The organism is Gilliamella sp. B2923 (genome assembly GCF_026536565.1).
Taxonomy (GTDB): Bacteria; Pseudomonadota; Gammaproteobacteria; order Enterobacterales; family Orbaceae; genus Gilliamella.
The window spans coordinates 60,065-85,133 of record NZ_JAFNNZ010000009.1 but is presented as its reverse complement, the minus strand read 5'-3'; the positions used below and the strand labels follow the sequence as shown (position 1 = coordinate 85,133).

The window sequence follows — 25,069 nt, the reverse complement described above, 5'->3', positions numbered from 1 at the left end:
CAATTGTTTATTTTTTGTTCAAAACCTCAAAATATGGGGTTATTTTACACTATTCTAATCAATTACACCATATACATGCCGCCATTGACATGTAAAGTTTCGCCAGTTATATAGCTAGCTTCGTCTGACGCTAAAAATGCCACAGCATTAGCAATTTCAACAGGTTCACCTAAACGACCAGCCGGAACTTGAGCTAATGTTTGTGCTTTTTGTTCATCAGTTAATGCTTCAGTCATATCCGTTGCGATAAAGCCCGGTGCAACAACATTAACGGTAATGCCACGAGAAGCAACTTCACGAGCTAATGATTTACTAAAACCAATTAGACCGGCTTTTGCAGCAGCATAATTGGCTTGACCGGCATTACCCATAGTACCGACAACCGATCCAATCGTGATAATTCGGCCATAACGTTTTTTCATCATGGTGCGCATTAATGCTTTAGATAAGCGGAAAACAGACGTTAAATTAGTATCTAAAATATCTTGCCACTCGTCTTGTTTCATTCGCATTAACAAATTATCACGAGTGATCCCTGCATTATTGACTAAAATGTCAATATCACCAAATTCAGTTTTAATTGCTTGGATAACTGATTCAATTGATGCTTCATCAGTCACATTTAATGCAAAACCTTTACCATGTGAGCCTAAATATTGGCTGATAGCCTCAGCACCTTTTTCTGTTGTTGCTGTACCAATCACTGTTGCACCACAAGCGACTAACTTTTCTGCAATGGCTTTACCAATTCCGCGACTGGCACCTGTCACTAAAGCAATTTTTCCTGATAGGTTCATAGCTACCTCTTTTATCTTCTATTTTGTATTTTCAATTGCAGCATCTAATGATGCTTTATCATTAACAGCACACGCTGATAGTGAATCAACAATACGTTTAGTTAATCCAGTTAATACTTTACCCGGTCCCATTTCAACTAAAAGTGTCACGCCTTGTTTTGCCATCATTTCAACGGTTTCAGTCCAACGTACCGGGCTGTAAAGTTGGGCAATTAACGCTGCTTTAATCTGCTCAGCAGAACTTTCCACTTTAACATCTACATTGTTAATTACCGCAAATTTTGGTGCATTAAACGTTATGTTTTGCAATGCAGTGGCTAATTTATCAGCTGCCGGTTTCATTAAAGCACAATGTGACGGTACGCTAACCGCTAGAGGTAAGGCGCGTTTTGCTCCGGCTTGTTTACATAATGCGCCCGCCCGTTCAACCGCTTCTTTATTGCCAGCGATAACCACTTGCCCAGGTGAATTAAAATTAACTGGCGCAACGATTTGACCTTCAGCCGCTTGCTCACAAGCTTTGCTGATTGATTCGTTATCTAAACCAATGATGGCATACATAGCACCTGTACCTGCTGGCACAGCTTCTTGCATCAATTTTCCACGTAACTCAACTAATTCGATTGCATCTTTAAAATCAATCACGCCTGCACAAACTAAGGCTGAATATTCACCTAAACTGTGACCGGCCATAAATTCCGGTTGAGCGCCATTAACGCTTTGCCATACGCGATATATTGCAACCGACGAAGCAAGTAACGCAGGTTGCGTTTGCCATGTCTTATTTAATTCTTCAGCCGGGCCGTCTTGAACAAGTGCCCATAGATCATAGCCTAATACTTCTGATGCTTCATCAAAAGTTGCTTTTACAATAGGGTAATTGTCCGCAAGATCTTTTAACATACCCACAGATTGTGAGCCTTGTCCTGGAAATACCATTGCAAATTTGGTCATTTTTAAAATCCTTGATTACTCAAAATAATTTGTATTTAAAATCTAACGAGCGCAGAGCCCCAAACAAAGCCGCCACCGAAAGCCTCTAATAAGATTAGTTGACCTCGTTTAATACGTCCGTCCCGCACCCCGGCATCTAAAGCACAAGGTACTGATGCAGCAGAAGTATTGCCTTGTTTATCAAGCGTAACAATCACTTTGCTCATGTCCATATCTAAACGTTTTGCGGTTGCCGAAATAATTCTTAGGTTAGCTTGGTGTGGTACCAGCCAATCTAAATCTGCTTTATTAAAGGCATTTTCAGTCAATAGCTCATCAACTAAGTTAGACAGCTCTTTAACGGCAATTTTGAACACTTCATTACCATGCATTGTCATATAAACAGGGTCATTCATATCACGGCGATCAACATACGGGTATTTTAACAAATCGCCATAACGACCGTCGGCATGCAAATGTGAAGCAATAATACCGGGTTCTTGTGATGCACCAACCACAACTGCGCCGGCGCCGTCACCGAATATAATAATCGTGCCACGGTCTTTTGGATCAACACCCCGTGTCAACATATCTGAACCCACCACTAATGCATATTTAATGGCGCCACTTTTAATGTATTTATCAGCAATATCAAGTGCATAGACAAAGCCCGAGCAAGCGGCTGATACATCAAATGCAATCACGTCACCAATTTCAAGTTTAGCCTGCAATTCAGTTGCGGCGCTAGGGAAAGCATTGACTGAAGTCGCTGTTGCAACAATAATCATACCAATATCGTTTTTATCGATATCAGCCATATCAATAGCATTGATTGCAGCTTGATAAGCCATGGTGGTGACAGTTTCATCGGGTGCGGCAATACGCCTTTCTTTAATGCCGGTACGGGTTGTAATCCATTCATCACTGGTATCAACCATTTTTTCAAGATCGGCATTTGTTCTAATCTGTTTTGGAAGATAACTTCCTGTTCCTAATATCTTTGTATACATCTAATTATTCGCTCTTAGGTAGTGCAGAAGAAAGGCTGATTGCAATCTTCTCAGGTATATTCGTCTGTATAGCCAAAATAGCTTGTTCAATTGCTGCAAAAAAAGATTTTTGATTAGCACTACCGTGACTTTTAATCACAATACTTCGAAGACCAAGCAAACAGGCTCCATTATATCGTCCGGGATCTAAATAACCAAAATTTTTTGCGATCTTTCTTTGTAACCACTTGCTTAATAACTTCATGATAAAAGAGCTGTGACCAAATGATAATTTGCAAGAAGACATAAAAATTTTAATTAAGCCTTCAACCGTTTTTAATGTCACATTCCCCACAAAGCCGTCACAAACCAGAACATCAGTTTTACCGGTTAAAAGCTCGTTACCTTCCAAGTAACCGATATAGTTAATTTGATTATTTGATTTTAAAATGGACGCAGCTGCACGGATTTTATCCAAACCTTTAATGTCTTCTTCACCAATATTGAGTAGTGCTACCCGTGGATTTTCAATGTTAAGTACTGTTTTTGCTAAGATTTCGCCCATTATGGCAAATTGCACCAACATATCACTATCACACTCAGCATTTGCACCTAAATCCAGTACTACCGTATTTTGATTATTTAAGGCAGGAATGGTAGCAACTAATGCCGGGCGATCAATGCCGGTTAAGGAGTGTAATAAGAGTTTAGATAGCCCCATTAATGCCCCTGTATTACCAGCACTTACGCATGCTTGCGCTTGATTATCTTTCACCAGTTCAAGTGCAATTCTCATTGAAGAGCCTTCACTGTGGCGAATAGCATAAGATGGTTTCATATCATTAGCGATAACTGCGGTGGATTTAACCAAAGTTAATCGTCCTTCATCTTGATATTGGGCAATTAATTTTGAATTTTCTTTGGACAAAAGAAGACCGATTTCTGTTAGATCACCTACCAGAAATAGAGAAAGATTTGGATAACGATTTAATGCTTGTATTGCAGCAGGAACAACAACACGAGGACCGAAGTCCCCGCTCATAGCATCTAACGCAATGGTTAGATTATCCAAAATGTCACCTGAGGATTTCTAATTACTGAGTAATTATTTAGAAATCACTTTACGACCACGATAATAACCATCAGCGGTTACGTGATGACGTAAATGTGTTTTACCTGATTCATCAACTGAGATATTAGCAACAGTTAATGCATCATGAGAACGACGCATACCACGTTTTGCACGAGTTTTACGATTCTGTTGAACAGCCATGGATTTACCCCTTATTCTTTAAACTAACTAAAATTGCAAATGGATTTGGTTTTTCATTCTCAGCTGGAATTTCACCAAATACCATATCTGCCTCTGACACTTCGCAGTGTTTACTATCATGTACCGGCGCAATAGGTAATGAGAGAATAATTTCGTCCTCAAGTAACGCTAATATATCTACTTCACCAAACTCGTTCATAAGAACAGGTTCATAATGTTCCGGTAATGTCTCTGCTTGAGCATCGCTCTTAACAGGACTAAATTTATTCATCACATGAACTTCTGTGATAAAAGGCTTAAAACAACGTTGACAAATCTGTTCTAACGTTATTTTTGCATCAATTGTGATAACGCAAAGTTTTTGTTCATCGTAACCAAAAGATAAACGACATTCGATATCACTTTTTGGACTCTCCAAGCGCGTTATAGCTTGCATTGGATAATATCCAACGTAATCAAGTCTTTTTTGTGCCGCTTTGATAGGGTCAATTGTTAATGGTAATTTATTTTGCATAAGATATGCATACTACCTTAAAATTTTGTTTAGTGCAGCTAAAATCTGCACAATGCCGTAAGGCGCGCATCTTACCTTTAAATCAAGATTTCGTCAATGGGCATCGATAATATAATTTGTTTTAGTTGTTGATTATTACCTTAATATTTACTTTTTTACGACTATTTTGCGCTTGTCAAGAACTTTCAGAAAATATATACGTTTAAGTATAAAACTTTTTAAATTTGCCTATTTATTATGATAATCGTCCAAAACTATCTTTTACGATTGCCGTAAAATCGTCAAAGTTTTGGCTATCTAGCAAGCGCTTAGTCGCTTTCTCTTTTACAAAGTTAACAAATAGATTATAAATGCGCATCGCATCTTCATACTCATCTTTGCTGATCGCCAATAAAAAAATGACATGCGCTACTTCGTTTTTATTCCAGACAATGCCTTGTGGCGCCAAAATGGTTGTGACAACGGTTTTTCTGGCCAGTAATCCTACTGAGTGAGGTATGGCGATGTTTTCTCCCAACAGAGTTGAAACAATTTTTTCACGTTCAACAACCGACGGATAAAAATCGCTATCAACATACCCTTGTTGAACTAATTTTGCGCAGACTTGGTTAAACAGTGTTTTTTGTGTCATTGGCTCATCGATAATAAAAAAGAATTTTTCATCGAAAAATCGCTCTATGATATAAGGCATAGTGCGATCAATCATCGCCAACCGCCCGAGCTGTTCAAGTTGGTAAGCCGTTGGGAAAGGCGCAATTTTAACAATCGGTTTATCTTTTTCGGTCAAACGAACGGTGGATACAACGAAGTCTTCTTCTACCTTTGTCAGTTGCTCATATGCACGATATGAAAGCGTGCGACTAATTTGAATATGGGGAAAATCCCGCTTAATTTTTGATTCAATCATCCGCAAAGTGGCATTACCAAGCTCGCTGACCAGCAAAATTTGCGCAAATCGTGCATGCCCGGCACTGTAATTACGCTCTAAAGCCACGCCAATATGTACCGCTAGATAACTTATTTCATCTTCGGTCATTTTTGCTTGAGTATAGTTTTTAGTATTTGCCAATGCTGAAAGCGTAATATCATAAGCAAAAGGATAATATTGTTTAATTTCATCCAATAAGGGATTGGTCGCTCTTATTTGATACTGTATCCTTGATAACATTGAGGAGATATGAATAAGGAGATCTTGCCGTAACTTGTTGTCTTCCCGTAAATTATAGTGATAACAATCATTGATATAAGATAAGATATGTTCAACCAGCGCTAAACTTTTGGCTTGATTGGGTGATTCGGTCATGGTGCGTGAAATAATTTGAACACACAGATAATTAAACTCCGCTTCACCGAGTGGGTTGCCTAAAAAATGGGAGAACTCTTCTGATATTTCTCTGGCTGCGCCAATCACGGTTGAATTAATCTTATCGACCTGATATTCAATTAACTCATGCATTTGTGTGATACGAGTTATCGATACCGCACAACTATAGAGTAAATAGCTCTGACCTTCCGCCGTTAACTTTAATTCAAAACGCTCAAACTGATTTTGTAACACTTTTTCCAGATAGTTTAAATCAATATCATTTAAAATTGTTTGTTTAAGCCTTTCAACAGTGATGAGGTCTTGCGCTAAATGGCGTTGCCATATAATGTCGGTTAAACATGCACGTATTGATGACTCATCGCCAACCAGACGCAATCCGTAATACGGGCGATTTTCGAGTGATAGATTATACTTATCTAAATACTGTTTTATTTCAAGAATATCATTTTGTAACGTGCTGCGGCTTAAAAACCATTTATCTGCAATATCATCCAATTTTACTGCGTGAGGTTGAGTTAAAAAGGCAATAAGCAGGGCTGAAAATCTTTCTTTACTGGTACGTGGTAGCTGTTTTGTTGAAGGCACTATCGGCAGCGTTGCATAACAAACAGGATCTGATACAACAAGTTGATAACCCAGATTTTTGGTGTACTGAATTTGAGCACCATAGTTAGCTAATATATCATTAAGCGCTGCAATATCGGTTCGAATAGTACGCGTTGATACCGAAAAACGATTCGCTAACTCTTTTTGAGGTAGCGTCTCATTTTTTATCGTATCAAACAAATAGACTAATCGTTGATAAGAAAACATCATGTTAGATGTCATCACCTATCCTACTAATTTTTGCGTCATCGCCAACAGTTGTTTGACATCATCGGTACGGGTGGCACCTGTGGTTTTGTCGATAATTGCGCTATAAATATGCGGGATGATTTTTTTCACGCCGGCATTTAATGCTATTTTCATGATCGCTTCATAATTGTTTAAGTCAATTCCGCCAGTTGGTTCAAGATAGAAATTATGTTCAGCACAACATTTTGCCACATATTCAAATTCATCCTGATGCTTTAAGCCTCCCATAGGAAAGTATTTAATTGAGCTTCCGCCCATATCTTTTAATAAAGCAATCGCTGTTTCAACCGGCACAATTGCCGCTGGTGAGTGGCAGCTTAATGGGCCGGTTGCGATATTCACCAGCCCGACTTGACCGGTTGGCGACACTAAACCATTAATCACGGTCTGCTGTTGACCTAATAATGCTCGACTCGTTGCCACACCTGTAAACACTTGATTTACATGTTGGGGCTGTAGCGCCGCTGATAGTTGTGAAACCATGGTTGATTGGTTAGGATCACCGGCACCAAGGCCGATAGAAATCGCGTTATCGATAGCTTTGGCATATTGTTTCATATCATCGATCGCTGATTGGATATCTTTATAGTTTTTAGATAAGATACCAACTACTACATGCGTTTGTGCTGCTTCATAAATAGCTTTAGCATTGTCAATTGAATTAGCCAACACATTCAAACAAACTCGATCATGATAATAATTCGGCATTAGCTTCATTATTCTACTCCTTGAATAATATTTTTAATTTTGTGGTAAATCGTATCGAGTTGCGCTGATGTTACACTTCTTACATCAGCATCAACTTTGCCTTCATTGGCTTTGTATTGTCTGAAATAGACGGCAATATCACCTTGTTTCATTAAATCAACCATTTCAATTGCTGTTTTGCCTATCACTTTAGCATCAAAAGCGATTTCGGCTCTGGCAATATCCCGGCCGGCACTATCCCAAACCACTTTGGCCGATATTCCATTAAGCGCATTGAGTTTTTCAATAAAAGGCTGCATTTTGCTAACCATTTGTTGGCCGGTTTCATGTTTGGGGTCGTTAATATAAAGCTCAATGGCTCGAGTTAAGCCCAAAATACCTTCTTTACCCACTTTCATTGGTCGGCCGATGCCTTCTGACTGACGCTTTAACCATTCGATAGCTTGATGCCGACCAATGGCCAATCCACTAGTTGGCCCCTCAATTGCTTTAGCTCCGCTATAAATCACAATATCAGCGCCTTGCTGATAATAGGTCACTAAATCTTCCTCAGCTGCGGCATCAACAATTAAAGGGATCTGATATTTTTGGGCTACAGCTGCCGCCTGCGCAACTGACAGCATACTTTTTTGGACGCAGTGATGTGATTTAACATATAAAATAGCAGCAGTATTAACATTAATCAGTGAGGCAATATGGTCAGCATCACACTCATTAGCATAACCGGCTTCAACGACCACTCCCCCACCTAATGCAACCATGGTGCCAATCGGTGCACCAAAATTAACGTTATGCCCTTTTGCTACAATGATTTCACGAGGAACATTTTTAATCGATGAATGTAAATTAAATAACAGATCACGATCATCTTTCACAATCAAACCGGCAACAGCCTGTGCAATACCGGCAGACGCACAAGATACCACAACTGCATTTTCAACATTGAGTAAACGTGCAATATATTGTCCTGTTTTATCAATCAAATCTTTAATTTCAAAATATTCATTTAATCCTTGCGAGACAGTTTCGACCACTTCCGGCCTTGGTGTTGAAACACCCAATATTGTCATACGTCCTGAAGCATTAATCACTTTTTTTAAGTGATATTGACCATAAATATCTTTTTTAGCTGGAGATTCTAAGCTCATTTTTACTACCTTCTTGCGTGATTTGTATATGTATATCATCTTTTGCAACATCAGCAACAATGGAAGCTAACGGAACAAACTGTTCTTGACTTTGTCGTACCTCACCATGTGCATCTGATAATGAGGTTGGTTGCTGTTTAATATCAAAAATAGTTAAATCAGCATCATAACCCACAGCGATAAGACCTTTATTTTTGAGATGTAAGATCTGCGCTGGATTTACCGTTACACTATCAATAATTCGTTTTTTACTGTAATTTAGCGCGATAAATTTGGTCATAATATTTGCCAAACTCAATACCGGGCCATGTAAGCGATTTTTCGCATAGATATCTGAACTTATGGTATTAGGGTAAATACCTAAACTTTTCGCCCGCTCAGCAACGGCAAAACTAAAACTTTCGCCACCATGACCAATATCTAAAATCACGCCACGTTTAATAGCGGATTTCATCGAATCCCGTAAATTATTGTTCTTATCAAGGATTTGATTAGGCTTACCATTAAAACAGTGAGTAATAATGTCACCTTCCGTCAATAAATCGGCGATCTCATCCAGATCGGGGGGATTGTTGCCAATATGAATCATCAACGGTAAGCCACATTTTTTTTGGATCTTTTTGGCTTTAATTAAAGGCTCAACACCATTTTCACCCACCACACTTCGGCTCATCCTTACTTTGATTCCGACCACAAAATCAGGATATTTTATTAATGCTTGTTCAAATAAAAGCGCATCAATATTATCCATATTGGCAAGTTCACTTTGCGTTATTAAGCCGATTTTGGATATATTCAAAAATGAGTAAACATGGGTATGTGCTTGTCTGGCTAATTGATAAAATTCAGCCACATCAAGCGCGCCGACACTCCCGGCATCAATGACCGATGTCACGCCGGCTTTTATACCAATTACATCAGGTTCGTCGTAATAGATAGGTGAATGCGCAAAGCAATGCGTATGTGAATCGATCCAACCGGCACTGATATAGTGTTTATTGCGTAGATCCAACACCCGTTTTGATCGAGCTAAAATCGAATTTGCAATCTCAGCAATTTGACCTTGTTCTATAGCGATATCGACACACGTCTCATCAATGAGTTTGGCATTTTTTATTATTAAATCATACATACGTTGTTCCAAATCCGCTGTAATTTAACCAACGACAGCGGAGAGTTAACATCAGACAATAGGAAATATTCCACCGAAAATCATCGCACCTAAAATTGCGCCACCAGTAATTGGCTTTTTCCAAATATAGAAAATGAGTGCGCCTAGTAAAGACCCTATGCCAATTGGAATAGAAGCAGCCATTGCAGATAAAATAATCATTGGTCCTAAAAAACGCCCCGAAGCATTACCCGCCCCCATCATGACATCAGCGCCAAAAGTTGAACCACCAGCGCTGTTAATGGTGAATTTTCGGATCAAAATGATAACTAAACCAATTAAGGCGCCTAACACGAAGCCAGTTACTAAAGCGATAAAGAAGTTTTCAATGGGTAGTGTATAACCACCGGCCAATAATAAGGCGGGTACACCAAGCCCAATACCGGTTTGTAAAGCGCCACCTATATCGAGTATGCCAACTAAAGAGCCTTCAATCACACGAGCAAATAAAAAACTTGCCCCAAATGCGGCCACTGCACCATAATCCCCGGTGCTCATACCCGATTTGAGCATGGCAACAAAGGCAATTTCGTTAAAAGCGCCGATACCATAAACATAAAAGGTATGTGTCCCGGCAAAAATTCCGGCGGATAATAATCCACAAAGAATAGGAAACGACCAATCGGCATACCAGAAACTTTTATTTAGTGCTGTTTGTGTATTCATAATCATTTCCTATATTATTTAAACCAATAAGATAAACCGTCGCTAAATGCGTTTATCATCTTCATATCAAAGCCCCGGAAGTAGCCACTCATCACAAATAGCAAAATGACAGCAATTAACATAATTTTCATCATTCGATTCCAACCACTATCATCGACACCTTTACCGATAAGTATGCCTAACACCAGACCGGGAACGGCATTGCCCATAATTAACTGCGCCAGACCACCAAATAATGTTCCCCAAAATCCACTACGTCGCCCTGCATCTAAAGCTGCCAGCCAGAAAATAACCGGCATCACTGTTGCGACTAGCAAATTGGCAGCAGGCACAAGAACTTTTGTGGCAGTTATCTTTAACGAATCGGGAATAACCGATGTTGTTGTATTTAAAAACAGCACCACTATCATGCCGATGATTGCGCAGGCAATGGCCATTTTTTTAGGATCATGCAACGTTTCGCCAAGATTACGATTTTTAATCATCAATAAAGCGGCGCCCCAGTTTGGAATAATGCGATGATCAACATCTTGGGTAAACGAACCTGCGGCAACGGATGATGCCCAGGCATTAAAAAAGAACCCTAAACCAAATGAAAAGTGCGCAGCCGGATCGCCTTCACAAGCGTTGAGCTCACCCAATGTCCGAAATGCCCCCATACCTTGATAAGTTGGGGCGTGAAACATCCTTGCCGCCCCGGCTCCAACCCCTAAACCACAAAGTCCACCAATAATGATTGACTTAAATGCAATGATGAGAATTTCCATAACTTTCCTTTTTTGTTATTGAGAAGTAAATTCAATATGACTTAAATCAACAAAACAAACATCAACAGCCACATCGAGTGTAATGTCATAAATGGCCTTTTTTCTGGGTAAAAAGATAAATAAAAATCGTTCTGTGGTGATCTTCTTTATTGCTGATACGATTTGAATATTCAGCGGCTCTATACGCAACATCATATTGGATGAATTTTTAAGCACCTGTTTTTGTACCTGACTTAATGCATTAGCAAATGCACGTTGCTTAGAATCACCTTGACCACTTACTCTTACTATTTGCTGTTGATTTTGTTTCATGCTGATGCGCCCTTTTACTCACGAGGATTTTTTTTCAAAAATGCTTTGGCGATACGTTGCCCTAATTCTTCGGTATCCATAAAACCAAAACCCAGCACTTTACAGCCATCATTGATTGCCGTTTCTCCTTCTTCAATCGAACGCATTCCATGACGTTGGGTATAACCATATTTATTTTGGGCGGTAATTGCGCCTGCCCCACCACTACCACAAAATGAAAGACCTAAATCGGCATTTTCTTGATTCATCACATCTCCCAATTTCATATCGGCTGCCATACCGGGGATCACAATTGCTTGACAGCCTTCTACCGAATTAATGCCTTGGGCAATTTTTTGTCCTTTTCCCATTCGATCGCCTATTACAATGATCACTTGAGCCATAATGTTTCTCCTTTCCATTTATTTTTTAATTTTTGTTTATCGATTCATTTGCTTTGGCTACGTCATAGTGAATAGCCAATAAATATGCTTCTTCTATTGGTAAATTATCGAATAAATTTACTGTTTTTTGCGCTAACGCTAAGGACTCTTCAGATAGTTGGTCAAATAAAGTGAGATCGAGTTCAGGTAATTGTTCTAAAGTTTTAGCCCGTTGAACCATGGATTTAATATGGGAATAGAGCATCAATTTTTGCACCTCATTTTGTACAATTTGATGCTCAGCTAACCAAGTATTAATAATGTTGATTGTGTTTTCTGTCACCTCTTCAAGCGTCAGATCATCTTCGATCATGCGAAATTTTATTTGAGTCATAACCACTAGCATTGTCTGTTTTGAGAATGAATAAAGCCTAAATCAAACCATAAGCAATGTGGATAGAGAGTTTTTCCTTCAACAATAGGAAATTTTTTATTATGGGGGTTCTATCGTGGGACAAGCAGACTTAATCTTGCTTGATAGGTCAATTTTGATAAATAAATGATTGTTAATTTTGTGAGTTAGATCATAAAAATTAACACGATTTTTCTAAAAAAGACGATGAATCAATGGGCATATCAACACTGTTTTAACCAAAATTAAAGGCTACATAAATCAGAAAATGTTATCGCTGATTGCAGCGAGATATGTTGTGGCTAAATTTTTAAATAGGGAAGGATGGTAAAAAATAAACTACCATTAATCGATATAATTAAGGCGCATCTAGCGCCTTATTTTTTTATCCCATTTACCAGCTACTGGAAGCGCCACCGCCACCACTGCGGCCACCACCGCCGCCACTAAAGCCGCCGCCTCCGCCGCCTCTTCTGCCGCCTCCACTGCTTCTGTCGCCTCCGCTAGAACCACCAAAATAGTCACTTCTTCCGCGATTATTTCTTCGCCCTCTTCTTCTGCCAGCTCTGCGAATTACATAGTGGCTAGCAATGGCACTCAAAATAAATACCACAAACATGATATATACTATTATAATATGTAGATTGCGCACATGCCAAAAGGTGAGTCCACCAACAGATAGTGCATTAAATAAACTTGCACATAAACATTGTTTGGTTTTATCTTTACGATAAAATAAGTTAGCAAGTATAAGACAAATAAAAAATGACACCAGTGCATAATAAGCAAAGTTTTCTGTAAATAACCATCCAATGTTAAGGTTAGAGCCTTGTTCGTTATCTTCACTTTTCGGGGAAGGATTATCGATTTCTTGTTTCAGCACAGATAAGGCATTATTAATACCTTGATAATAGTTATTTTGCCGAAATTGTGGCGCTAATTGTTCACGAATAATTTTACTGGCAAATAAGTCAGTAATAGTTCCTTCAAGCCCATAGCCAACCTCAATTCGCATACGTTTATCATCTTTTACAATAAGTAATAAAATACCATTGTCTTGTCCTTTTCGACCGATTTTCCATTGAATAAAGACTCTATCTGCGTATTGTTCTACCGTTTCATTATCCAGTTTGGCAATCATTAAAACCACTATTTGGGCGCCATCGGTTCGAGGTTTTTCAAAGTCAATTAGACTTGATTCTAATGACTCTTTTTGAGAATCGGTTAAAGTATGAGTCGTGTCGATAACACGGTGTGCAAATTCCGGGATGTCGGTTAGCCCATAACAAAACCAACTGAATATTAACAATAAACTACTTAGAAAATATCTTTTCATGGTATTTTTTGCCTTATGATTAACAACGCTAAATAAAATTTTACTTTTTCTGTTTTACAACAAACAGTTAATTGCGATCCATTTTATAAAGCGTTGAGACAAGATATCGTTGGTTAACTAAAACTATTATATAGCCAAATCACAATCTTACTATTAAAACTTAATAAGTATGATCTTTGTTCATCTCATTACCAACGACCGGATGCACCGCCACCGCCACTGCGGCCGCCACCTCCATCTTGGGAATTTCTACTCGAATCACCAGATGAAGATCGACTGCTACTGTCACTCTCGCTATGACTTTCTATAGTACCGTTTTTACGACTGATAGCGGTAAATAACAAGTTAGCAAACACATAATTTATAGTGCCGTTTTTACAACTGATAGCGATAAATATAGCGATGATTAACAAGTTAGCAAACACATAGTTTATAACAAAAATAAAAACGACATCGGTCAGATCTAAGTCACTAAAACCGTCAACACACCAAGTTACAAAAAGGATAAACAAGCTATTTGATAGTGATGTGATAATAATGCGTTTAAATATATTTTTTTCGAATTTAACCGTTAAGGCTAAACACACAAGAAAAGAACACACTTTCCAACTTAATTGAGCGATCCAGTGAAACAACATATCTAACATTTCACTCAAGCCAATTGTCTGATTATCCTGGGTTTGATTCTCTAAATAAATATTATTACCAATTATGGCACTTTTTAATACCGACACTGCATCATCAATGCCCTGATAATAGTTATTTTGCTTAAATTGTGGGGCTAACTGTTCCCGAATGATGTGACTAGCGACTAAATCGGTAACAATGCCTTCAAGCCCATACCCCACTTCAATACGCATCTGTCGGTCATCTTTTGCCACTAACAATAAAATGCCATTATCCAGATCTTTTTTACCAATTTTCCATTGGTTAAAAACTCTCTGCGCATACTGTTCTATGGTTTCATTGTCGAGTTTTGCGATCATCAAAACGGCTATTTGTGCGCCATCAGTCCTAGAGTGTTCAAATTGAATTAGGCTCGATTCTAAAGAATTGACTTGCGATGCACTTAAGGTATTGGTTGTATCGATAATATGGCTATTAAACGCAGGAATTTCAGTCAAACCATAACTAAACCAACTCAACATTAACAACATACTCAATAAAACATATCTTTTCATTACATTTTGTCCAAAATGACCTGCTATAGAATAATATTATGACTTTTCAAAAGCGCATATCAAAAGCTAATCGACTCTATTTATTTCAGGTTTAAGTTATACAAGACATCAATTGATAGAAATGACTATTATATAGCCAGATAACAATTTTGCTATTAACATCTGCTTTTTTTATCAAGTTTTGCCGTCATGGAAATTTGGCACGATTTATTTTGTATTGGGGAAACTCAATAGAGCATTATTGTGAAGTATATCTATGTGATCGAGTTAACGTATGGTCATAACGATAACTCGATTTTAAAGGAAGAGAATTTCAGTTGATTGATAGCTAAACCAACTGATGATTCACAGCAAACTCAACGCTCAATATTTTTTGACAATCTTGATTATTGAAAGTTAACTGCGGGTGCATTTGAAATTTCCTTTTCATTATCAACCGTAAATTGTTGTTTTGGCCCGGTACCTAAAAAGCCTGCTATCCAGTTATTCGGTATTTGGCGGATATAGATATTAAATGATTGTACTGCTTGTATATATCGTCCACGGGCAACAGCAATGCGATTTTCGGTGCCTTCTAGCTGGCTCATCAGATCCTGAAAAAGTGAACTGGCTTTAAGATCAGGATAGTTTTCACTGACAGCAATTAAGTGGCTTAAAGCAGTGCTTAATTCAGATTGTGCTTGTTGGAATTTGGCAAATAAAGCCGGATCGGTTAGCTGATCAGCATTGATTTGAATTGAGCCAACTTTACTTCTTGCTTCGGTCACTTGAGTTAACACTTCTTTTTCGTGTGTAGTATAACCTTTAACCGCATTAACTAAATTTGGGGTTAAATCTGCCCGACGTTTATATTGGTTAACGACTTCTGACCACGCAGCAGCCACGCCTTCGTCACGGGTTTGGATACCGTTGTAACGGCTAAAGCAGAAAAATGCCGCAATAATAACTAACACCAAAACAACTAATAATAATTTTGATTTCATTGTAGATTCCTATAAATAGTTGAATTTATGGATAGCTTAACAAATGAATACATCAAAAATAGAAATAAAATAAGCTATCTACGTACGTAATTAATAAACACTCAGTTATCACTTGAATTCAAATTTCATCAACAAATTTATTTACCCTATTTCAAAAAAAGAAGAATTAACTCGGTAAAATTAAAATATGTATGTTAATAATAGATAGTCTAACCAATACGTAATCGGTTATGTTGCAAGCTAATGTCAGCTAAATCCATTTAGTTTAGGATAATTTATTTCATATTATATCCATTTTTACATTGCATGCTATTTATATTGCTAATTTACTCATAAAAATAAGCCGCTTATTTTGTATTGTAGATCACAAAATGACGATTAATTATGATTAATGTCGATTTTATAAATTCACAAAAATAAGCGGCGTTCTATTTGAAATTAATTACAATACACTTTCAAAGCATTCTAATTGCGCTGGCTCATAATAGATATCATTATTGTTTGGTCTATTGCCAGTATTACGATGTGTATGTTTGAATTGTTCAGAATTCACCCAAGCTTCGAAATCGGCTTTCGATTCCCACTCGGCAAATGATGAAAATAACGTATAATTTTCGTCAGTTTTCCCTTTTAAAAAATAAAAACGATTAAATCCTTTCATCTCTTTTAAATGGCTATCACGGTTACGCCATATTTCAATAAAAGTATCTTCGCTACCTCGTTTTACTTTAAAGCGATTCATGACAATATACATATTAAAACTCCTTTTTTTTATTATAGAGATAAAAAAATAGCACGTGCTTACACGTGCTATTTTAATAACTTAGTCTTACTGACTATTGGTTTTCTTCTGCAGAATTAAGTAATTCAGCTAAGTTAGCGCTTGCTTCTTCAGCAGAAACAGTTGTTTGAATTTCATCGCTTGCAGGTACTGCACGTTTACGTAAACGTTCTTTATGGTAAGCATAACCTGTACCAGCAGGAATCAATCGACCAACAATGACGTTTTCTTTCAAGCCACGTAATTCGTCGTTTTTACCTGCAACAGCTGCTTCGGTTAATACGCGAGTCGTTTCTTGGAACGATGCCGCAGAAATAAACGATTCAGTTGTTAACGATGCTTTAGTAATACCAAGCAGATCGTGTAAATAAACAATAGGCTCTTTACCTTGCGCTTCAAGTTCACGATTGATAATCTTCAAGCGTGAAACTTCAAGTTGTTCACCGTCAAGTAGACGAGAACCGCCCGGATGAATAACTGTCGCTTTACGTAACATCTGACGAACAATAACTTCAATGTGTTTATCATTGATTTTTACACCTTGTAGGCGATAAACTTCTTGAACTTCGTTAACGATGTAACGTGTCACCGCATTTACACCACGTAAGCGTAAAATATCATGCGCTGATTCAGGACCGTCAGAAATCACATCACCACGGCCAACTTGTTCGCCTTCAAATACGTTAAGTTGACGCCATTTTGGAATCATCTCTTCATACGGCTCACTACCATCTAATGGCGTGATAATTAAGCGACGTTTACCTTTGGTCTCTTTACCGAACGAGATAATACCGTCGATTTCAGCAAGAATTGCCGGTTCTTTTGGTTTACGTGCTTCAAATAAGTCAGCAACACGTGGTAAACCACCGGTAATATCTTTAGTACCAACCGATGCTTGTGGAATACGAGCAAGGGTATCACCGACATTGATTTCAGCGCCGTCTTCTAACTGCACTAATGCTTTACCCGGTAAGAAGTATTGCGCAAGCATTTCAGTGCCGGCAACATAGATATCTTTACCTTTAGCATCAACAATTTTGATTGCTGGACGTAAATCTTTACCGACACCTGTTCTTTCTGCTACATCTAAAATCACAATAGATGAAAGCCCGGTTAATTCGTCGGTTTGACGGGTAATAGTTTGACCATCAACCATATCAACAAATTTAACAAAGCCTTTCGCTTCAGAGATAACAGGCATTGTATGCGGATCCCAGTTTGCAACTGTTTCACCCGCATCAACCGCAGCGCCATTACCTTTAGTTAAAATCGAACCATAAGGAACTTTGTAAGTCTCTTTCATTCGACCTAAATCATCAATAATGGTTAACTCAGCATTACGAGAAGTAATAACCAGTTTCTTATCCGGGTTAGTCACAAATTTAGCATTGGTTAATTTAATGCTACCTTTATTTTTAACCTGAACACTAGATTCTGCTGCCGCACGTGATGCCGCACCACCAATGTGGAACGTACGCATGGTTAACTGTGTACCTGGCTCACCGATTGACTGAGCAGCGATAACACCGATTGCTTCACCTTTATTTACCAGGTGACCACGGGCTAAGTCACGACCATAACATTTCGCACACACACCAAAATCAGTATCACACGAAACCACAGAGCGAACTTTTACGCTATCAACAGATTCTGCTTCCAGTAAATCACAATAACTTTCATCAAGTAATGTGTTACGTGGAATTAAGATATCTGCACTACCCGGTTTTAATACATCTTCAGCTGCTACACGACCTAAAACACGTTCACGAAGTGGCTCTTTAACATCTCCACCTTCGATAACTGGTGTCATTACTACGCCTTCTAATGTGCCACAGTCATCTTCGATAACAACTAAATCTTGTGCCACATCAACTAAACGACGAGTTAAGTAACCTGAGTTCGCAGTTTTTAACGCCGTATCAGCAAGACCTTTACGTGCACCATGGGTAGAAATAAAGTACTGTAGTACGTTTAACCCTTCACGGAAGTTTGCTGTAATTGGTGTTTCGATGATAGAACCATCCGGTTTTGCCATCAAGCCACGCATACCAGCTAACTGACGAATCTGCGCCGCAGAACCCCGAGCACCTGAGTCGGCCATCATATAGATGCTGTTGAAAGAAGATTGAACTTCTTCTTTACCTTCACGGTTAATCACTTTTTCCGTTGATAAGTTATCCATCATGGCTTTAGCAACACGTTCATTGGCTGCCGCCCAGATATCGATAACTTTGTTATAGCGTTCGCCAGCGGTAACTAAACCTGATTGGAATTGCTCTTGAATTTCAGCAACTTCAATTTCAGCTTCATTGATGATTTGTAATTTCTTCGCCGGAATTTCCATATCATCAATACCAACCGATACACCTGAACGTGCTGCATAAGCAAATCCTGTGTACATCACTTGGTCAGCTAAAATAACGGTTTCTTTCATGCCTAGTTGGCGATAACAGATATTTAAAATACGTGAAATCGCTTTTTTACCTAATGGCTGATTGATAACTGAAAAACTCATACCTTTAGGCATAATTAACCATAAAATAGCACGGCCAACAGTGGTATCAATAACTGATGTTGTATCTTCCCATTCGCCAACGCTATTACGATGACTTTCAGTGATACGTACTTTAACTTTTGCATGTAATTCAACTAAACCTAAACGATACAGTTTTTCTGCTTCTTTAGGTCCGGTTAATACCATGCCTTCACCTTTAGCATTAATTTTATCACGAGTCATATAGTAAAGACCTAATACCACGTCCTGAGAAGGAACGATGATAGGCTCACCACTCGCAGGTGAAAGAATATTGTTAGTTGACATCATCAACGCACGCGCTTCTAATTGCGCTTCTAACGTCAATGGAACATGCACCGCCATTTGGTCACCATCGAAGTCAGCATTGAATGCCGCACAAACCAATGGATGTAACTGAATCGCTTTACCTTCAATCAAGATAGGTTCAAACGCTTGAATACCTAATCGGTGAAGTGTTGGTGCACGGTTTAGTAATACCGGATGTTCACGGATAACTTCATCTAAGATATCCCAAACAATTGCATCTTCACGTTCAACCATTTTCTTGGCTGCTTTAATGGTAGTTGCATAACCACGACGCTCTAATTTACCGTAAATAAATGGTTTGAATAATTCAAGTGCCATTTTCTTCGGTAAACCACATTGATGTAATCGTAAGTATGGACCTACAGTGATTACTGAACGACCTGAGTAGTCAACACGTTTACCTAATAAGTTTTGACGGAAACGACCTTGCTTACCTTTAATCATATCGGCAAGTGATTTTAATGGACGTTTGTTAGAACCGGTAATTGCACGACCACGACGACCATTATCAAGTAATGCGTCAACAGATTCTTGTAACATACGTTTTTCGTTACGTACGATAATATCCGGCGCCGCCAAATCTAATAAACGTTTTAAACGGTTATTACGGTTAATCACACGACGATATAGATCGTTCAAATCTGATGTTGCAAAACGTCCGCCGTCTAGTGGTACTAATGGACGTAAATCAGGTGGCAACACAGGTAATACGTTTAAGATCATCCATTCCGGTTTATTTTCTGATTGAATGAATGCTTCAATAATCTTAATACGTTTAGTCAGTTTTTTACGTTTAGTTTCAGAATTGGTAGTTGCAAGCTCATCACGTAGTGCTTCACATTCAGCTTGCACATCGATATTACGTAATAATTCTTGAATTGCTTCGGCACCCATACGAGCATCGAATTCATCACCAAACTCTTCTAACGCATCTAAATACTGTTCTTCTGTTAAAATTTGACCGCGTTCTAAGTTTGTCATTCCGCCGTCAAGAACCATAAATGATTCAAAATAAAGCACACGTTCAATATCACGAAGTGGCATATCTAATAAAAGACCAATACGTGATGGTAATGATTTTAAAAACCAAATATGTGCAGTTGGCGATGCAAGTTCAATATGCCCCATACGCTCACGACGTACTTTGGCTTGAGTAACTTCAACACCACATTTTTCACAGATCACACCACGGTGTTTTAAACGTTTATATTTTCCACATAAACATTCATAATCTTTTACTGGTCCAAAAATACGTGCACAAAACAATCCGTCACGTTCCGGTTTGAACGTACGATAGTTGATTGTTTCAGGTTTTTTCACTTCACCAAAAGACCATGAACGGATCATATCAGGAGAGGCAAGGCCTATCTTGATAGCATCAAAATCTTCTGTTTTTGTTTGTGCTTTTAGAAACTTTAGTAAGTCTTTCACAATTGACTCCTATGGAGTTAAACCAATTAGATAACTTATTATTGCTAATAAGTTATCCCTATAAATAGAAATCATTTAAGTTAGCGAAGATTACTCTTCGTCTAACTCGATATTAATACCTAACGAACGAATCTCTTTTAATAATACATTAAACGATTCTGGGATCGCAGGTTCCATACGATGATCACCATCTACAATATTTTTATACATCTTAGTACGACCGTTCACGTCATCTGACTTAACAGTTAACATTTCTTGTAAGGTGTAAGCTGCACCATATGCTTCAAGTGCCCACACTTCCATCTCACCGAAACGTTGTCCACCAAATTGAGCTTTACCGCCCAATGGTTGTTGAGTAACAAGACTATATGAACCAGTAGAACGAGCATGCATTTTGTCATCAACTAAGTGATTCAACTTAAGCATGTACATGTAACCAACGGTAACCGGGCGTTCAAATTGTTCACCAGTACGGCCATCATACAATGTAATTTGACCTGAAGTTGGTAAATCACCCAGCTCAAGTAATGACTTGATTTCTTGCTCTTTTGCACCGTCAAACACTGGTGTAGCAAGTGGCATACCATTACGTAAGTTTTGTGCTAAAGTCATCACTTCTTGATCGGTAAATTCAGCTACATTGACTTTTTGTGCCGCACCTAGACCAAGATCATAAGCTTTTTGGATAAATTCACGTAACTTAGCTAACTCTTGTTGCTCTTTTAGCATGGTATCAATTTTTTGACCAATACCTTTAGCAGCCATACCTAAGTGAGTTTCCAGGATCTGTCCAATATTCATACGAGACGGAACCCCTAGTGGGTTTAACACGATATCAACTGGACGGCCTTTGTCATCATATGGCATATCTTCAATTGGGTTAATTTTCGAAATAACCCCTTTGTTACCATGACGACCCGCCATTTTATCACCCGGTTGGATTTGGCGTTTAACCGCTAAGTAAACTTTAACAATTTTAAGCACACCAGGTTGTAGATCATCACCTTGTGTGATCTTCATGCGCTTAGCTTCAAGTTTCTTGTTAAACTCAGCTTTGATCTCTTCGTGCTGCTCAGCAAGTTGCTCTAATTGCTCTTGCTTGCTTTCGTTTGAGATACCAATTGTTAGCCATTTTTCACGTGGTAGTGCATCTAATTTTTCTGCCTTAATTCCACCTGAAATTAACACATCACGAATACGAGCAAATAATGCTGCTTCTAAGATCTTAAGCTCTTCAGTCAGATCTTTTCGTGCTTGTTTAAGTTGCATATCTTCAATTTCAAGTGCACGTTTATCTTTTTGTACACCATCGCGAGTGAAGACTTGAACATCAATAACCGTACCGGAAACACCGTTTGGTACACGTAATGAAGTATCTTTAACATCAGATGCTTTTTCACCGAAAATAGCACGTAGTAATTTCTCTTCTGGTGTTAATTGCGTTTCGCCTTTAGGCGTTACTTTACCAACCAGAATATCACCACCTTTCACTTCAGCACCGATATAAACAATACCGGATTCATCTAATTTAGATAGTGCTGCTTCACCCACATTAGGAATATCGGCAGTAATCTCTTCCGCACCTAATTTAGTGTCACGAGATACACAAGATAACTCTTGAATATGAATCGATGTAAAACGGTCATCTTGTACCACTTTTTCAGAAACTAAAATAGAATCCTCGAAGTTATAACCATTCCATGGCATAAATGCCACGCGCATATTTTGACCAAGTGCTAACTCACCTAAATCGGTTGATGGACCGTCTGCAAGTACATCGCCACGTTCAACTTTTTCGCCTAATTCCACGCATGGAATTTGGTTAATACAAGTATTTTGGTTAGAACGGGTATATTTAGTTAAGTTGTAAATATCAATACCTGTTTCACCGGCATACATTTCATCATCGTTAACGTTAATAACAATACGTGAAGCATCAACATATTGTACTGTACCGCCACGACGAGCAACCGCTGTTACACCTGAGTCAACCGCAACCGCACGTTCCATACCAGTACCAACAAATGGTTTTTCTGCTTTTAACGTCGGTACAGCTTGACGTTGCATGTTCGCACCCATCAAGGCACGGTTCGCATCATCGTGCTCAAGGAATGGGATTAATGAAGCACCAACAGAAACGATTTGTTGTGTTGATACGTCCATATAATGAACTTGTTCCGGGCTGTATAAACCAGATTCACCATTTAAACGGCAAGTCACTAAATCTTCTTTAAAGCGACCATTGTCATCAAGGTTTGAGTTAGCCTGTGCGATAACAAATTCACTTTCGTCAATTGCTGATAAATAGTTAATTTCATCAGTTACAATACCGTCAATCACTCGGCGGTATGGCGTTTCTAAGAATCCGTATTCATTGGTACGTGAATAAACCGCTAATGAGTTAATCAAACCGATGTTTGGACCTTCCGGCGTTTCAATCGGACATACACGACCATAATGAGTTGGATGTACGTCACGCACCTCAAAGCCTGCACGTTCACGAGTTAAACCACCCGGACCTAACGCCGAAATACGACGTTTATGTGTTATTTCAGATAATGGATTGTTTTGATCCATAAACTGTGATAACTGGCTAGAACCAAAGAACTCACGGATTGCCGCTGAGATTGGTTTAGCATTAATCATATCTTGTGGCATTAATGAATCAAGATCGCCTAAAGATAGACGCTCTTTCACAGCTCGTTCTACACGAACTAAACCAATACGGAATTGGTTTTCTGCCATTTCCCCAACGCTACGAATACGACGATTACCTAAATGGTCGATATCATCCACTTCGCCATGACCATTACGGATAGCGATAAGTTTTTTCATAACATCAACGATATCGCCTTTCGTTAAGACGCTTTCGCCTTCAATATCGTCACGCCCTAAAGAACGGTTGAACTTCATTCGTCCAACAGCAGAGAGATCATAACGCTCGTCAGAGAAGAATAAGTTGTCAAATAACGCTTCGGCAGCCTCTTTTGTTGGTGGCTCGCCCGGACGCATCATTCGATAAATTTCAACTAATGCACCTAAACGATCACGAGTTGAATCGACATTCAATGTTTCAGAAATGAATGGACCATGATCTAAGTCATTAGTGAATAAGGTTTCAATTTTCTTATGACCTGCGTTGGTTAATTCCAATAATAGTTCTAATGAAATTGGTGTATTAGCAGCGGCAATAATTTCGCCCGTTGCTTCATTGACATAATTTTTTGCCAGAACTTTATTAACGATATATTCAACAGGTACATCAATTTTAGTAACTTTGTCTTTTTCCAGTTCACGGATATGGCGCGCAGTGATTCGACGACCTTTTTCAGCATAAACTTTGCCTTTAGATTCAATATCAAATAGCGCTGTTTCACCACGTAAACGCTCCGGAACAAGATCCATTTTTAATTTTGATTTGCCAACTTCAAAAATGGTCTTTTCAAAGAATATATCTAAAATTTCTTCAGTTTCATAACCTAACGCACGTAGAATGATTGTTGCTGGTAGTTTACGACGACGGTCAATACGAGCAAAAAGATTATCTTTTGGATCAAATTCGAAATCAAGCCAAGAGCCACGATAAGGAATAATCCGAGCATTATATAAAACTTTACCAGAAGAGTGTGTTTTACCTTTATCACTATCAAAGAACACACCAGGACTACGATGTAATTGTGATACGATTACACGTTCTGTACCGTTGATCACAAATGTTCCGTTGTCCGTCATTAAAGGAATTTCGCCCATGTAGACGTCTTGCTCTTTAATATCTTTTACTGTTCCTTCTGGCGCATCTTTATCATAAATAACTAAACGTAATTTTACGCGCAACGGTGCTGAGTAAGTGATCCCTCTAATTTGACATTCTTTAACATCAAACACAGGTTCGCCCATTTTAAAGCTCACGTATTGTAACTCAGCGTTACCACTATAACTTTTTATCGGAAATATTGAACGAAAAGCGGCTTCTAGACCATATTGACCTTCCGGGTCTTGCTCAATAAATTTCTGGAACGAATCAAGTTGAATAGAAAGAAGATACGGTATATCCAAGACTTGTGGACGCTTACCAAAATTCTTACGAATTCGTTTTTTCTCGGTATAAGAGTAAACCATTAGTTCCTCAACTTGCTTATCTGCTATTTTAGCATGATTAAATATTCATCAGGGGGTACTACCTTTAAATAATAACGCCTGACACCTCATCGAAAATATCTATAAATATCAATTGATTAGGCTTAATAAATATACTATTTCTTTATTACTTCTTATTGATAA

Annotated in this window: 21 protein-coding genes; all 21 read right to left on the bottom strand. The window is 38.5% G+C overall.

Features of this window, described 5'->3' with window-relative positions:
• Window positions 1–62: 62 nt before the first annotated feature.
• Window positions 63–797, bottom strand: coding sequence for a 3-oxoacyl-ACP reductase FabG (gene fabG, locus J3U42_RS10110; RefSeq protein WP_220218191.1), 735 nt, complete (start codon window positions 795–797; stop codon window positions 63–65).
• Window positions 798–815: 18 nt separating this feature from the next.
• Entirely contained in the window at window positions 816–1,751 is a 936-nt protein-coding gene (fabD, locus tag J3U42_RS10105) for an ACP S-malonyltransferase (RefSeq protein WP_267328808.1), read from the bottom strand.
• Between the two features lie 35 nt (window positions 1,752–1,786).
• On the bottom strand, window positions 1,787–2,740 hold the full coding sequence (locus J3U42_RS10100; RefSeq protein ID WP_220218193.1) for a beta-ketoacyl-ACP synthase III: 954 nt from the start codon (window positions 2,738–2,740) through the stop codon (window positions 1,787–1,789).
• Window positions 2,741–2,744: 4 nt separating this feature from the next.
• A complete protein-coding gene (gene plsX / locus J3U42_RS10095; protein ID WP_267328807.1) occupies window positions 2,745–3,791 on the bottom strand; it encodes a phosphate acyltransferase PlsX in 1,047 nt (348 codons plus the stop codon).
• Window positions 3,792–3,824: 33 nt separating this feature from the next.
• Window positions 3,825–3,992 (bottom strand): 50S ribosomal protein L32, encoded by a 168-nt coding sequence (gene rpmF / locus J3U42_RS10090; RefSeq protein ID WP_025316508.1) that lies wholly within the window; start codon window positions 3,990–3,992, stop codon window positions 3,825–3,827.
• 4 nt (window positions 3,993–3,996) lie between these two features.
• Window positions 3,997–4,506: a 23S rRNA accumulation protein YceD gene (yceD, locus tag J3U42_RS10085; protein WP_220218194.1), complete on the bottom strand. Its 510-nt coding sequence runs from the start codon at window positions 4,504–4,506 to the stop codon at window positions 3,997–3,999.
• Window positions 4,507–4,741: 235 nt separating this feature from the next.
• On the bottom strand, window positions 4,742–6,649 hold the full coding sequence (locus tag J3U42_RS10080; RefSeq protein ID WP_416380457.1) for a BglG family transcription antiterminator: 1,908 nt from the start codon (window positions 6,647–6,649) through the stop codon (window positions 4,742–4,744).
• 15 nt (window positions 6,650–6,664) lie between these two features.
• On the bottom strand, window positions 6,665–7,405 hold the full coding sequence (gene dagF, locus J3U42_RS10075; RefSeq protein ID WP_267336376.1) for a 2-dehydro-3-deoxy-phosphogluconate aldolase: 741 nt from the start codon (window positions 7,403–7,405) through the stop codon (window positions 6,665–6,667).
• Window positions 7,405–8,544 carry a DgaE family pyridoxal phosphate-dependent ammonia lyase gene (locus tag J3U42_RS10070; RefSeq protein WP_267336375.1) on the bottom strand — a complete coding sequence of 380 codons (1,140 nt, stop codon included), beginning with the start codon at window positions 8,542–8,544 and terminating at the stop codon, window positions 7,405–7,407. The genes dagF and J3U42_RS10070 overlap by 1 nt, the downstream gene beginning before the upstream one ends.
• A complete protein-coding gene (locus J3U42_RS10065; RefSeq protein ID WP_267336374.1) occupies window positions 8,522–9,676 on the bottom strand; it encodes an amidohydrolase/deacetylase family metallohydrolase in 1,155 nt (384 codons plus the stop codon). Before J3U42_RS10065 ends, J3U42_RS10070 begins: the two co-directional genes overlap by 23 nt.
• Window positions 9,677–9,727: 51 nt before the next feature.
• Entirely contained in the window at window positions 9,728–10,381 is a 654-nt protein-coding gene (locus J3U42_RS10060) for a DUF4310 family protein (protein WP_267336373.1), read from the bottom strand.
• 14 nt (window positions 10,382–10,395) lie between these two features.
• Complete coding sequence (locus tag J3U42_RS10055) at window positions 10,396–11,148, bottom strand: DUF4311 domain-containing protein (RefSeq protein WP_220218200.1); 753 nt, start codon at window positions 11,146–11,148, stop codon at window positions 10,396–10,398.
• A 15-nt stretch (window positions 11,149–11,163) separates the two neighbouring features.
• The gene (locus J3U42_RS10050; protein WP_267336372.1) at window positions 11,164–11,460 is read right to left on the bottom strand and encodes a DUF4312 family protein; all 297 of its coding nucleotides are present in this window, start codon (window positions 11,458–11,460) and stop codon (window positions 11,164–11,166) included.
• A 14-nt stretch (window positions 11,461–11,474) separates the two neighbouring features.
• Window positions 11,475–11,843, bottom strand: coding sequence for a glycine-rich SFCGS family protein (locus J3U42_RS10045; protein WP_220218202.1), 369 nt, complete (start codon window positions 11,841–11,843; stop codon window positions 11,475–11,477).
• Between the two features lie 25 nt (window positions 11,844–11,868).
• The gene (locus J3U42_RS10040; protein ID WP_220218203.1) at window positions 11,869–12,216 is read right to left on the bottom strand and encodes a PRD domain-containing protein; all 348 of its coding nucleotides are present in this window, start codon (window positions 12,214–12,216) and stop codon (window positions 11,869–11,871) included.
• Between the two features lie 412 nt (window positions 12,217–12,628).
• Complete coding sequence (locus J3U42_RS10035) at window positions 12,629–13,570, bottom strand: TPM domain-containing protein (protein WP_267336371.1); 942 nt, start codon at window positions 13,568–13,570, stop codon at window positions 12,629–12,631.
• 188 nt (window positions 13,571–13,758) lie between these two features.
• The gene (locus J3U42_RS10030) at window positions 13,759–14,751 is read right to left on the bottom strand and encodes a TPM domain-containing protein (protein ID WP_267336370.1); all 993 of its coding nucleotides are present in this window, start codon (window positions 14,749–14,751) and stop codon (window positions 13,759–13,761) included.
• Between the two features lie 386 nt (window positions 14,752–15,137).
• Window positions 15,138–15,734 (bottom strand): LemA family protein, encoded by a 597-nt coding sequence (locus J3U42_RS10025; protein WP_267336369.1) that lies wholly within the window; start codon window positions 15,732–15,734, stop codon window positions 15,138–15,140.
• A gap of 442 nt (window positions 15,735–16,176) precedes the next feature.
• Entirely contained in the window at window positions 16,177–16,488 is a 312-nt protein-coding gene (locus J3U42_RS10020; protein WP_267336368.1) for an antibiotic biosynthesis monooxygenase family protein, read from the bottom strand.
• A gap of 82 nt (window positions 16,489–16,570) precedes the next feature.
• Entirely contained in the window at window positions 16,571–20,788 is a 4,218-nt protein-coding gene (gene rpoC, locus J3U42_RS10015; RefSeq protein WP_220218209.1) for a DNA-directed RNA polymerase subunit beta', read from the bottom strand.
• 90 nt (window positions 20,789–20,878) lie between these two features.
• Window positions 20,879–24,907, bottom strand: a complete 4,029-nt coding sequence (gene rpoB, locus J3U42_RS10010) for a DNA-directed RNA polymerase subunit beta (RefSeq protein WP_220218210.1) — start codon at window positions 24,905–24,907, stop codon at window positions 20,879–20,881.
• Between the last annotated feature and the right edge of the window lie 162 nt (window positions 24,908–25,069).

Bases quoted from the DNA above. Each gene is read 5' to 3' on its own strand.
- fabG (WP_220218191.1), bottom strand. From the start codon at position 797: ATGAACCTATCAGGAAAAATTGCTTTAGTGACAGGTGCCAGTCGCGGA.
- fabD (WP_267328808.1), bottom strand. From the start codon at position 1,751: ATGACCAAATTTGCAATGGTATTTCCAGGACAAGGCTCACAATCTGTG.
- J3U42_RS10100 (WP_220218193.1), bottom strand. From the start codon at position 2,740: ATGTATACAAAGATATTAGGAACAGGAAGTTATCTTCCAAAACAGATT.
- rpmF (WP_025316508.1), bottom strand. From the start codon at position 3,992: ATGGCTGTTCAACAGAATCGTAAAACTCGTGCAAAACGTGGTATGCGT.
- yceD (WP_220218194.1), bottom strand. From the start codon at position 4,506: ATGCAAAATAAATTACCATTAACAATTGACCCTATCAAAGCGGCACAA.
- J3U42_RS10080 (WP_416380457.1), bottom strand. From the start codon at position 6,649: ATGATGTTTTCTTATCAACGATTAGTCTATTTGTTTGATACGATAAAA.
- dagF (WP_267336376.1), bottom strand. From the start codon at position 7,405: ATGAAGCTAATGCCGAATTATTATCATGATCGAGTTTGTTTGAATGTG.
- J3U42_RS10070 (WP_267336375.1), bottom strand. From the start codon at position 8,544: ATGAGCTTAGAATCTCCAGCTAAAAAAGATATTTATGGTCAATATCAC.
- J3U42_RS10065 (WP_267336374.1), bottom strand. From the start codon at position 9,676: ATGTATGATTTAATAATAAAAAATGCCAAACTCATTGATGAGACGTGT.
- J3U42_RS10060 (WP_267336373.1), bottom strand. From the start codon at position 10,381: ATGAATACACAAACAGCACTAAATAAAAGTTTCTGGTATGCCGATTGG.
- J3U42_RS10055 (WP_220218200.1), bottom strand. From the start codon at position 11,148: ATGGAAATTCTCATCATTGCATTTAAGTCAATCATTATTGGTGGACTT.
- J3U42_RS10050 (WP_267336372.1), bottom strand. From the start codon at position 11,460: ATGAAACAAAATCAACAGCAAATAGTAAGAGTAAGTGGTCAAGGTGAT.
- J3U42_RS10045 (WP_220218202.1), bottom strand. From the start codon at position 11,843: ATGGCTCAAGTGATCATTGTAATAGGCGATCGAATGGGAAAAGGACAA.
- J3U42_RS10040 (WP_220218203.1), bottom strand. From the start codon at position 12,216: ATGACTCAAATAAAATTTCGCATGATCGAAGATGATCTGACGCTTGAA.
- J3U42_RS10035 (WP_267336371.1), bottom strand. From the start codon at position 13,570: ATGAAAAGATATTTTCTAAGTAGTTTATTGTTAATATTCAGTTGGTTT.
- J3U42_RS10030 (WP_267336370.1), bottom strand. From the start codon at position 14,751: ATGAAAAGATATGTTTTATTGAGTATGTTGTTAATGTTGAGTTGGTTT.
- J3U42_RS10025 (WP_267336369.1), bottom strand. From the start codon at position 15,734: ATGAAATCAAAATTATTATTAGTTGTTTTGGTGTTAGTTATTATTGCG.
- J3U42_RS10020 (WP_267336368.1), bottom strand. From the start codon at position 16,488: ATGTATATTGTCATGAATCGCTTTAAAGTAAAACGAGGTAGCGAAGAT.
- rpoB (WP_220218210.1), bottom strand. From the start codon at position 24,907: ATGGTTTACTCTTATACCGAGAAAAAACGAATTCGTAAGAATTTTGGT.